11 protein-coding genes and 5 tRNA genes are annotated in these 11,474 nt (G+C 36.5%); 14 read left to right on the forward strand and 2 right to left on the reverse strand.

The features are described from left to right. Positions 1 to 37 precede the first annotated feature (37 nt). Positions 38 to 1,003 carry a DMT family transporter gene (locus ACYUCW_RS05245; protein ID WP_004243293.1) on the forward strand — a complete coding sequence of 322 codons (966 nt, stop codon included), beginning with the start codon at positions 38 to 40 and terminating at the stop codon, positions 1,001 to 1,003. A gap of 2 nt (positions 1,004 to 1,005) precedes the next feature. Beyond that, on the forward strand, positions 1,006 to 2,037 hold the full coding sequence (locus ACYUCW_RS05250) for a methylphosphonate esterase (RefSeq protein ID WP_004243291.1): 1,032 nt from the start codon (positions 1,006 to 1,008) through the stop codon (positions 2,035 to 2,037). A gap of 81 nt (positions 2,038 to 2,118) precedes the next feature. Here ACYUCW_RS05250 and glpX read toward each other — a convergent pair whose 3' ends face one another. Beyond that, positions 2,119 to 3,099, reverse strand: coding sequence for a class II fructose-bisphosphatase (gene glpX, locus ACYUCW_RS05255; protein WP_004248255.1), 981 nt, complete (start codon positions 3,097 to 3,099; stop codon positions 2,119 to 2,121). Positions 3,100 to 3,414: 315 nt separating this feature from the next. Between glpX and ACYUCW_RS05260 the strand changes: the two genes are divergently transcribed. From ACYUCW_RS05260 to ACYUCW_RS05310, 11 genes are all read left to right on the forward strand, one after another. Beyond that, entirely contained in the window at positions 3,415 to 4,020 is a 606-nt protein-coding gene (locus ACYUCW_RS05260; RefSeq protein ID WP_004248254.1) for a nitroreductase family protein, read from the forward strand. A 382-nt stretch (positions 4,021 to 4,402) separates the two neighbouring features. Continuing rightward, the gene (locus ACYUCW_RS05265) at positions 4,403 to 4,966 is read left to right on the forward strand and encodes a LuxR C-terminal-related transcriptional regulator (RefSeq protein WP_109024023.1); all 564 of its coding nucleotides are present in this window, start codon (positions 4,403 to 4,405) and stop codon (positions 4,964 to 4,966) included. Continuing rightward, a complete protein-coding gene (gene uvrC / locus ACYUCW_RS05270) occupies positions 4,950 to 6,782 on the forward strand; it encodes an excinuclease ABC subunit UvrC (protein WP_460408256.1) in 1,833 nt (610 codons plus the stop codon). Before ACYUCW_RS05265 ends, uvrC begins: the two co-directional genes overlap by 17 nt. 55 nt (positions 6,783 to 6,837) lie before the next feature. Continuing rightward, entirely contained in the window at positions 6,838 to 7,386 is a 549-nt protein-coding gene (gene pgsA, locus ACYUCW_RS05275) for a CDP-diacylglycerol--glycerol-3-phosphate 3-phosphatidyltransferase (protein ID WP_004243285.1), read from the forward strand. A gap of 141 nt (positions 7,387 to 7,527) precedes the next feature. Next, positions 7,528 to 7,603: transfer RNA gene (locus ACYUCW_RS05280), tRNA-Gly, on the forward strand. A gap of 25 nt (positions 7,604 to 7,628) precedes the next feature. Next, positions 7,629 to 7,702: transfer RNA gene (locus ACYUCW_RS05285), tRNA-Cys, on the forward strand. A gap of 5 nt (positions 7,703 to 7,707) precedes the next feature. Continuing rightward, positions 7,708 to 7,794: transfer RNA gene (locus tag ACYUCW_RS05290), tRNA-Leu, on the forward strand. A gap of 113 nt (positions 7,795 to 7,907) precedes the next feature. Further along, positions 7,908 to 7,994: transfer RNA gene (locus tag ACYUCW_RS05295), tRNA-Leu, on the forward strand. 192 nt (positions 7,995 to 8,186) lie between these two features. Continuing rightward, positions 8,187 to 8,273, forward strand: a tRNA-Leu gene (locus tag ACYUCW_RS05300). A 190-nt stretch (positions 8,274 to 8,463) separates the two neighbouring features. Then, positions 8,464 to 9,129 (forward strand): DUF1007 family protein, encoded by a 666-nt coding sequence (locus ACYUCW_RS05305; protein ID WP_036907901.1) that lies wholly within the window; start codon positions 8,464 to 8,466, stop codon positions 9,127 to 9,129. After that, on the forward strand, positions 9,120 to 10,121 hold the full coding sequence (locus ACYUCW_RS05310) for a nickel/cobalt transporter (RefSeq protein WP_004248251.1): 1,002 nt from the start codon (positions 9,120 to 9,122) through the stop codon (positions 10,119 to 10,121). Before ACYUCW_RS05305 ends, ACYUCW_RS05310 begins: the two co-directional genes overlap by 10 nt. Positions 10,122 to 10,194: 73 nt before the next feature. Here ACYUCW_RS05310 and copM read toward each other — a convergent pair whose 3' ends face one another. Next, entirely contained in the window at positions 10,195 to 10,575 is a 381-nt protein-coding gene (gene copM, locus ACYUCW_RS05315) for a CopM family metallochaperone (RefSeq protein WP_020945778.1), read from the reverse strand. Positions 10,576 to 10,984: 409 nt separating this feature from the next. Here copM and ACYUCW_RS05320 point away from each other — a divergent pair, with 409 nt between their 5' ends. Further along, a complete protein-coding gene (locus ACYUCW_RS05320) occupies positions 10,985 to 11,404 on the forward strand; it encodes a hypothetical protein (RefSeq protein WP_135050041.1) in 420 nt (139 codons plus the stop codon). Positions 11,405 to 11,474: the final 70 nt, after the last annotated feature.

Raw genomic sequence — 11,474 nt, forward strand, 5'->3', positions numbered from 1 at the left:
AAATCACTCATAGTCAATAATCCAAAAGGAACATCTTATGAGTACAAAAAATTTATCAACACCCTTGCTGATGGTAGCAACTGTGTTAGCAGGGATGCTATCACCAATGCAGTCTGCGGTGAATGGGCAACTGGGACATGTATTAAAAGACGGTAATGCTAGTGCAGTTATCTCTTTTGCCAGTGGTTTAGTGGTCATGTTTTTTATCATTATGTCCAAAAAACAATATCGTCAGCAATTTGCTTCTATTCCGACATTAATTAAAACACGTAAAATTCCATTATGGAACTGGTTTGCTGGCCTCTGTGGCGCAATGGTGGTTTTTTCTGAAGGAGCATCAGCCAGTGCATTAGGAATAGCTACATTCCAAACAGCATTAATTTCAGCACTGTTATTATCAGGTTTATTATGTGACCGCTTTGGTATAGGTGTGGATGAGAAGAAATACTTCACCCCATATCGTGTATTAGGTGCCGTATTAGCTGTTGTTGCTACTCTTTTTGTCGTTTCTCCACAGTGGCATTCAACCTCTTTTATTTACTTAGCTATTCTACCTTTTTTAGCGGGTTTATTAGCGGGATGGCAACCAGCAGGTAATTCAAAAGTGGCTGAAGCAACAGGTTCGATGATGGTTTCTATTACTTGGAACTTTATTGTTGGATTTACTGTTTTAACGATTGCGTTAGTAGTACGTATGGCGTTAGGGCATATAACACTGGAGCTTCCTGCTACATGGTGGATGTATTTAGGTGGGCCTTTAGGGTTAATGTCTATTGCATTAATGGCTATTTTAGTACGAGGCTTAGGGTTACTGATGTTAGGTGTTGCATCAACTGCGGGCCAATTACTGGGTTCGGTATTAATTGACCTATTATTACCTTCGTTAGGAAATACTGTTTATTTAGTCACAATCATCGGTACGTTATTTGCCTTAGTCGGCGCCATTGTTACTACCATTCCTGAGTTTAAAGCGACTAAATCAGTAAAAAGAGCAGGGGCATAATCATGAAAGGTTATATTCAAACGGTAACGGGTCCGGTTAAAAAAGCGGATATGGGGCTGACACTACCTCACGAACATTTATTTAATGATTTATCTGGCGTTGTTGATGAACCTTTTTATGAATTCTCACACGTTTTAGTAGATAAAAAAGTCAGTGCAGATATTCAGTGGGGACTAAAATACGATCCATATTGTTGTTGCGATAATATGGATAAAAAACCCATTGAAGACGTTATTTTTGAATTAAATAATTTTAAAGAGCTTGGGGGCAAAACGATTGTTGATGCTACAGGTTCATCGTCAATTGGTCGTGATATTAGAAAATTAAAACAAGTTGCAGAATTAACGGGGATTAATGTCGTTGCTTCTTCCGGCCTTTATATTGAGAAATTTGAAGGAAAACGCCTAGCTGATGATATTGATGCGATGGCAAAAATGATCGATGATGAATTAAATATCGGCATTGATGGTACAGATATTCGTGCTGGTATGATTGGCGAAATTGGTGTATCTCCTTTCTTTACAGATGGTGAAAAAAATAGTTTACGTGCCGCTGCACTGGCTCAAAATAATAACCCTTATGCCTCAATGAATATTCATATGCCTGGTTGGCAACGCCGTGGTGATGAAGTATTAGATATTCTTTTAACAGAAATGGGGTGTGATCCAGCCAAAATATCGTTAGCCCATTCAGATCCTTCTGGTAAAGATATCGATTATCAATGCAAAATGCTTGATCGAGGTGTTTGGCTTGAATTTGACATGATAGGTCTTGATATTTCTTTCCCTAAAGAAGGCGCCGCGCCCAGTGTGATGGATACGGTTGAAGCTGTCGCAACCTTAATAGAAAGAGGTTATGGTAACCAAATTGTATTAAGTCATGATGTGTTTTTAAAACAGATGTGGGCAAAAAATGGCGGAAATGGTTGGGGGTTTGTGCCTAACGTTTTTCTTTCATTATTAGCACAGCGTGGCATTGATAAGACGATAATAGATAAGCTGTGTATTGATAATCCAGCTAATTTATTAGCATGAATTAATTATAACTATAAATACCCCTTGAATACATTTTGCGACACGTAAGCCCGTGTCGCTTTTTTAGTTGTTATTCTCGTGTTAGCGTAAATGATAATTTTCGATATAACGTAATGAGTGTGTGGAGCCATTAATCACTAACGAGTGTGTACGCAAATAATCGCTTTGTTCAGTGACACCGGATAATAGGTCACCGGCAGTAATTGCGGTTGCTGCAAACATAACATCCTGATGGCGCACCAATATTTCAAGTGGCAATGTAATATTAACATCAGTTCCCATGTTATGGCATCGAGAGATTTCTTGTGCTGCAATTTCTCTGTTTGTTGCATTATTACCTTTAGCAATATCGCGGGTAATAAGGCGCGCTTGCATATCACCACCTAAAGCTTTAGCAATAGCGGCACTAATTACACCTTCTGGCGCGCCACCAATCCCGTACATAACATCAATAGGATTATTAGGCATTGTGGCATATAAAGAAGCAAGTACATCGCCATCCGGCAAAGTGATGACATTAATACCTCTATTACGCAAATCAATGATAATATCGTGATGGCGCGGTTTATCTAAAATAGCTAGTGTTAACTGGCTTAATGATTTATTTAATGTTTGTGCAATAGCATCAAGGTTATATTCAAGGCAATGGTTAAGGTCGATCACACCTGCTGCTTTTTTACCGACAACCAGTTTTTCCATGTACATATCGGGTGCTTGTAAAAAACTACCTTCAAAACCTGCAGCTAAAATAGCCAAAGAATTATTTTCACCGGTAGCGACCATGCGAGTTCCATCGATAGGATCAACGGCAATTTCTATTTTTTCACCTTGGCCGTTGCCTACTGGTTCGCCAATATAGAGCATAGGTGCTTCATCAATTTCACCTTCACCAATAACAATTTGGCCATTGATATTAAGGCTATTAAGGCGCTCTCGCATGGCGGCAACTGCGGCAGCATCTGCCGCATTTTTATCTTGTTTACCTACCCATGGCATAGCCGCAATAGCAGCGGCTTCTGTGACTGATGCGATAGAATTAGTTAATTCATCATTTAATTTCATAGGGTTAATATACTTTGCAAGGTCTGTTATATTGAATAGTAGCCTTTGATGATACCCTTTTTTCAAATTTAAGTGTTAGGCTTAAATCAATTGTTTTCGCCTTCTTTTACGCTTAAAAACAAATAGAAAAAATAAAGGGTTATCGTATATTTGATAATACTATTATAACGATATTTTGTTATTAACTAGTGGTTTTTTGTTATAACTAATTAATTAACAAAGATAATTAGAAATAATAGCACAGTCTGCACACTAAACGCATTTCTTCTATAATAGATAAATAAATGTCAATGATTAGCAAATGGATGGAAAATAATGAATGTAATTGATGCAGTAAAAAACCGTCGTGCAACAAAACAGTTTGATGCTGATTTCAAAATACCACAAGAAGAGAAAAAAGCCTTACTTGAAGATGCGTTACAATATACGCCAAGTGCATTTAATCTGCAGCATTGGCGTCTTTTGGTTGTTGATGATGTTAAGCAACGTCAAGCATTAAGAAAAGTGGGTTGGGATCAGCCTCAAATAACAGACTCTGCTATGCTGATTGTTTTATGTGCAGATCTCAATGTTTGGGAGAGTGAAGTTAAAACAATTTGGCAAGATGCTACCCCGGAAGTCAGAGATATTATGTGCAGTGCTGTTGATAGTTATTATCGCAATAAACCACAAGTGCAACGGGATGAGATTATGCGTAGTGCGGGTTTGTTTGCTCAAACACTGATGCTATTAGCACAAGAGCGCGGTTTTGATTCTTGTCCTATGGATGGGTTTGATTTTGCCGAGGTAGCAAAAACAATTAACTTGCCTGAGCACTATGCTATCTGTTTAATGATTGCCATTGGTAAAGGTAAAGGAAAACCTTTTCCACGATTAGGTAAATTATCTTTTGATAAAGCGGTGACATTTGATCATTTTTAAAGTACTAAAGTGCTTCTTATATTTTATATAGGAAGTACTTTATTCCTATAATTAATGATTATTATATTTTATTAGCTTTTTTATATTTTTTATAAATGTGTGTATAATTTTAATACATTATTAATTAATGCGATAAAAATAATAATTTATTTATAATATCATTGTTGCGTGAATAAAAAATAAAAATATGGAAATTCTAACGATATTATAATAGCATTTGTCATTATAAATTTTATTGCCTTGAATTATCTTTAATTTTATTAAATATTTTTAAGGATTGATATCGTTGATAAATACTCTAGTAATCAGTCAAGTTGAAATATTTAGTTTAGGTATAGAAAAATTACTTTGCCAGATTAAAAAAATTAACATTCGTAAGATTATGAATGATGAAAGTGAAGCTTTTCGTTATTGCAGACAATATTCTGTCAATCTTATTATTTTTTATTCTTTACCTACTGTCTCTTTAATAGATGTAATAAAAAGAATTAAACGTTTTTCTCCCATTATAAAAATAGTGGTTATTTCGCCTAAAATAGACTCAATACTTTCCGTCACATTGCTACAGTTAGGTATTGAAGGGTTTATCGTTATAGATTCCTCTGCTGCGAATGTGCTTCAGGCCATTCGACAAGTCTGTATTGGTCAACGTTATATTAGTCCAGAAATTGCTATGGATATTGCACTAACTAAAGTACAAGCAGACTTAAATCCGCTACATCATCTTTCTGAAAGAGAGTTACAGATAATGTCGATGATTATAAGAGGGAAAAAAATAGCACAAATTGCACAAGAGCTGAATATCAGCACTAAAACAGTAAATAGCTATCGTTATCGAATGTTTAGTAAACTTAAAATCTCAGGTGATGTAGAATTAACTCATATAGCAGTTCGTTATGGGTTAATCGAGATAGAGAGTTACTTACAAAGTGGAAAACATATTTGATGCTAAAGCATTTCTAAGTCGAGTAACGAGTCAACCGGGTGTGTATCGAATGTATGACGCCTCAGGCACCGTTATTTATGTTGGAAAAGCAAAAGATCTGAAAAAACGATTATCAAGCTACTTTCGTGCTCAGGTGAGTAGTCGTAAAACAGAAGCATTAGTAAAATGTATTGCCAATATTGATGTTACCGTGACACATACGGAGACAGAAGCGCTACTTTTAGAGCATAGCTATATTCAGCGTTATCAGCCTCGCTATAATGTGTTACTACGAGATGATAAGTCCTATCCGTATATTTATTTAAGTGCAGACAAACACCCAAGATTGGCGAGTTATCGTGGTGCTAAACATGCTAAAGGGGAATACTTTGGCCCTTTCCCTAACTCTTTGGCGGTGAGAGAAACATTAGCTTTGATGCAAAAATTATTTCCTATTCGTCAATGTGAAGATAGTGTTTACCGCAATCGCTCACGCCCTTGTTTGCAATATCAAATAGGCCGTTGTCTCGCCCCTTGTGTAAAAGGTTATGTCTCTGATGAAGAGTATGCACAGCAAGTCAATTATGTGCGTCTTTTTTTATCCGGCGATGACAGCCAAGTGATTGAAGGCTTAATTAAACGAATGGAAGAGGCAAGCCAAGCGTTACGCTTTGAAGAGGCTGCGCGTATTCGTGACCAAATTCACGCGGTAAGACAAGTTACTGAAAAACAGTTTGTGGCTAATATTGGCGATGATCTCGATGTGATTAGCGTGGCATTTAATGGTGCTATTGCTTGTGTGTATGTGCTCTTTTTCCGTCAAGGTAAAGTGCTTGGTAGTCGTAGTTATTTTCCTAAAGTACCGGCAAATACATCATTAGACGAAGTGGTACAAACCTTTATTGGACAATTTTATTTACAAGGCAGTGCGATCCGCACTTTACCCACAGAAATTTTGCTCGATTTTAATCTTGAAGATAAAACGATTTTAGCGGAGTCAATTTCTTCGATAGCAGGACGTAAGATCCATATCCAAACCAAACCCCGTGGTGATAGAGCACGCTATTTAAAACTAGCACGAACTAATGCAGCTACGGCATTAGCCACTAAGCAAGTTGAACAATCAACCATTTCTCAACGTTATAACTCGTTAATGTCACTTTTAGAGATGAAAGAGATAAAACGAATGGAATGTTTTGATATTAGTCACACTATGGGAGAGCAAACTGTGGCTTCATGTGTCGTATTTGACATGAATGGCCCATTAAAATCGGAATACAGGCGCTATAATATTAGTGGGATCACTCCGGGGGATGATTATGCCGCGATGAATCAAGTATTGACTCGTCGTTATGGCAAGTCATTAGAAGAGAGTAAAATACCTGATATTATTTTTATCGATGGTGGTAAAGGGCAATTAGCACAAGCCATTGACGTATTTCAATCACTTGATGTTGATTGGGATAAATCACACCCTAAATTAATTGGTGTCGCGAAGGGGAGTGATCGTAAAGCGGGGTTAGAGACACTATTTTTTAAACCAGAAGGCGAAGGTGTGGCACTTCCTTCTGATTCACCCGCGTTACATTTGATCCAACATATTCGTGATGAGTCGCATCGTCACGCAATAACGGGGCATCGTCAGCGTCGTGCTAAGGTTAAAAACACCAGTTCTCTAGAATCGATTGAGGGGGTGGGACCAAAACGACGTCAAATGCTATTGAAGTATATGGGTGGTTTACAAGCTTTACGTGATGCAAGCGTTGAAGAAATTGCGAAAGTTCCCACAATTTCGACCGCGTTAGCAGAAAAAATTTTTAATGCGTTGAAACACTAAGTGTATTGATGCACCATATTAATAACTCTCACTTTTCTAGGTCGTGTAGAACGCTATGCAACTAAATATTCCAACTTGGCTAACTTTATTTCGTGTCGCTTTAATTCCATTCTTTGTTCTGGTGTTTTATTTACCATTTAAAGATGCTCCCCTTATTTGTGCCATTATTTTTATGGTAGCAGCCGCCACAGACTGGTTTGACGGTTTTTTAGCCCGCCGTTGGAAACAAACCACTCGCTTTGGGGCTTTCCTTGATCCGGTTGCGGATAAGGTAATGGTTGCTACAGCATTAGTATTAATTACTGAACACTATCATGTATGGTGGATCACTTTACCGGCAGCGACCATGATCGCACGTGAAATTATCATCTCATCACTAAGAGAGTGGATGGCTGAATTAGGTAAACGTAATAGTGTGGCAGTTTCTTGGATCGGAAAAGTGAAGACTACCGCACAAATGGGTGCACTTGTTGTGCTATTATGGCGTCCGACTATTGAAGCTGAGTGGTTCGGATTTGTATTGTTATACATTGCGACGGTATTAACATTCTGGTCTATGTTCCAATATTTGAGTGCTGCATGGTCAGATTTGCGTGAAGCTTGATCGAAATGACTGAAAATTCACCGAACAGTCAAAAAGATGCAAATATAGTGTTGACTAGATTCAGGGAATCAGTAGAATGCAACGCATCGAAAGGCACAACGGTTTACAGAAATAAATAAGTAAATCAGCAAGTTCGGTAAAGCGGGAATAGCTCAGTTGGTAGAGCACAACCTTGCCAAGGTTGGGGTCGCGAGTTCGAGTCTCGTTTCCCGCTCCAATCTCTTAAGAGATTGAGCAGTTGAGGCGCGTTGGCAGAGTGGTCATGCAGCGGATTGCAAATCCGTGTACCTCGGTTCGATTCCGGGACGCGCCTCCATAAATGCCCAGGTGGTGAAATCGGTAGACACAAGGGATTTAAAATCCCTCGGCCTTTAGGCTGTGCGGGTTCAAGTCCCGCCCTGGGCACCACTCCTAATTGAGAGAGTGGTGTAAAAAGACCATAAATAATGGCATTGGGAAGTAGTTAGTCGTCCTTACCAGTAAAAATTAGTTATAATTTTACGGACGCACCACAGAATTTAGCCCAGGTGGTGAAATCGGTAGACACAAGGGATTTAAAATCCCTCGGCCTTTAGGCTGTGCGGGTTCAAGTCCCGCCCTGGGCACCATATAAAATACGGACCTTAATTTAGGTCCGTTTTTTCTTCTAACCACAACGCTGGTGGTTGGTATAGGAAAAGTAGTTTTAGCGTAATAAATATTGTTATTAGCTACATAAAGTTAAAACAAAAAATGATTTTAGTTTATTTATTATGTACTTAACTAATAAATAAGTACCAAAAATAAATAAATACAATTTAGCCCAGGTGGTGAAATCGGTAGACACAAGGGATTTAAAATCCCTCGGCCTCTAGGCTGTGCGGGTTCAAGTCCCGCCCTGGGCACCATATAAAACTTTACTACTACTTTAGTAAGTTAAAAATACTAAGCCACCCAATAGGGTGGCTTTTTGCTTTCTAAACACCTCGCTTTCACTAAACCAAGTTATAACACACCTAGAATAATTTCATAAAATGACTATCATTTTACAAATCCGTGATGTTATATTATAACAAAATATCATGGGTGGTTTTGTTTATGTGGATAGTTAATTTTAAAAATTTCTCTTGGCGAGCAGTTTCGATATTGATGTCTTTCTTTTTATTGATGACTACACCAAAAGTTTTAGCACATCCTCATAGCTTTATTGATATGCAAACAACTTTTAATACACAAGATGATAAGTTAATTGGATTAACTTTTTCTTGGGTTATGGATCCGATAACCTCAATGGATATTCTGTACGATATATATAATGCGCAACCAGAAAGTGATATTTGGAAAAAACAGGCGGCGAGATTAATGAGCAATATATTGTCTCAGAACTATTTTTCCGAGTTTTATATGGATGGGAAAAAACAAAAGTTCCGTCGTATACCAAGCCATTACACTCTTATAAAAGAGAAGTTACAGGTGAAGTTTAGCTTTGATGTGCTATTTATCACCCCATTGCCATTCGCTAAACATCATTTTGAACTTTTAACTTATGATCCCACTTTTTATGTCAGCATGACCTATCGTGACAATACACAGATCATATTGCCTTTAGAAATGATCGCTGATTGTAAACACAAACTGATTGAACCTTTTGCTGATGAAAGTTTAAAAGAATATGCACAATCATTAGATATCAATGGCTCTGCTGATAGTGATTTAAATTTAGGGCTCTCTTTTACACAACGAGTACAAGTATTATGCCAATAAATATAACGAAGGAAAGGGGATTACTAATTAGCTTACTCACAGTGATAGCCAGTTGTTTGTTATTGATTGCTTATTATTGGTCTGAACTAACTTATTTTAATGTTCAATGGCAAAAAGTTATCAATAGCTATCTTGCAGAATTAATGCAAGATATTAGCGAAAATAATTGGCAAGTAGGCTTTATATTAATAGGTGTTAGTTTTTTGTATGGGTTACTGCATGCTGTTGGCCCTGGGCATGGAAAAGTCATTATTAGTACTTATATTGCTACTCACCCGACCAAATTAAAACAAAGTGCGTGGTTAAGTGTCCTTGCTTCATTGCTACAAGGTACAGTTGCCATAGTTATCATTACTGTTATATTAATAATATTAAACCTATCAAGCTCTCATTTAAAAATAGCGAGTCATTATATTGAAAATAGTAGCTATTTATTAATTTCATTATCTGGCATTATTATTTTTATCCAGTCTATTCGTCGTTTATTGTCAGACTATAAAAAGCGAGCTTTTTATATTAAACAGGCAACACCTATCATCAAGCGATCTAGATATCTCTATAAACATAAAAGCAACCAAACAATCTCACAAACATCATGTTGTGGTCATAAACATGTGGTGACTTCCAATGAATTACAAGGGAATTGGTCGGCACAATTGTTGGTACTATTCGCTATTGGTAGCCGCCCTTGCTCTGGCGCATTGTTAGTATTGTTATTTTCATATGCATTAAATATCTATCTTTGGGGAATAGCAGCTGTCATTGCAATGGCAATAGGAACGGCTTTAACCATTACTGCAATTGCATTAACAGTTTATTATATGCGAAATGTTGCTTATCGGTTTTCGGTAAAAAATACTAATTTATCTTTTAGGTATATGGCGGAGTTACTACGTCTATTAGCAGGAATATTGTTTATATTTTTAGGTATACTGATGTTTAATAGTGCAATAACATTAAATAGAGAAGATATAATGCTGTTATTTCGCTAATAGTTACAGGTTAATGACATGGCAATGTAAGAAAACGCAGACTTTCCTTAATAGAACGTCTGCGTTTCAAATATTAGTTATTTTGCATATTGGTATTATTTTTTTCTAACCATTTTTGCATTTGTTCAATTTCAGGGCCTTGTGCATCAATAATAGCTTGTGCTAATTTGCGCATTTCAGGATCAGTACCATACTTTAGCTCGATTTTTGCCATATCAATTGCTCCCAAATGGTGAGCGATCATTCCCTGCGCAAATGCAACATCTGCATTATCACTATTCATTCCTTTTGCCATATTTTCATGCATTTTATTCATTGAATCCATGAGCTCTTGGTTCATAGGAGAGTTACTCTGTGCCACATTAGTACTCATATTCATATGTGAATTATTGGCTATTGCACCAAAAGAGAGTGAACCCATTAAAACGATGGCGATAGGTAAAACTTTTTTCATCAGTGTTCCCTTTATATTGTATGAATTATTCTTATTCTAAAGATCCCCCTTAGGGGAAGGTCAAGGTTACAACTAAAAGTTTAGAATACTTTACTTTTAATGACGTTTTATCTTATAAAGTATTATCAATATGCTTGAATAAATAATCGTTATAATGGCTATAATGAAAACCAGATATACTTGCGATAAATCTTATTTTTAACGCATATCCAAATAATAATTAAAATCAGAATTTAAGTATAATAACTTAACAATATTTAAATTATAATAATAAATTATTTCTTATGCCAATAGGGCTACATGTCTGCGTAATAAAATGTAAAAAATAAAAAGAATTGTAATCAATATTGAATATGAATGGCTTTAATTATATACAGATACAAAGATGATTAGTGATGTGGGGGCTTTCATGAAACAAATAATTATTATTGCAGGAGGAATTATATCATTGACTATTATGATTGCTATTTTTGTTGCAATCTTAGTTGTTTCTGTATTTAAAGAAGATACCGTTGCTGCTTGGAATAATAGCCGTAATGTTATTGAAAACTCCTCAACACAAATCAACGATATGTTTTCTTTTGTCAAAGGTAAGCGTGATGATGTCATGGCACGTTATCAATCATTAGAAAACAGTGAAAGTTGTAATCAACTCGTGTCTAAATTAGACAGTGTTGAAAAAGCACTAGCGGAAGGTAGTTTGTTACTTCCTCGGTCATCAATTGAGCAAATTTTTGCTATTAAAAATAGCCTTAATGATAGCTCATCTCCAGCCCAAAGCTTTGCCTGTGAGCAAGCTATTCAATTTATAGACAGAATTAATCCATAAGTATTAAGCTACTGTATAGTTATTCTCTTTATTTTTATAATATAGACTCTCTATTATTAGACTAACTGCA

This window comes from Proteus sp. MB838 (genome assembly GCF_054767435.1).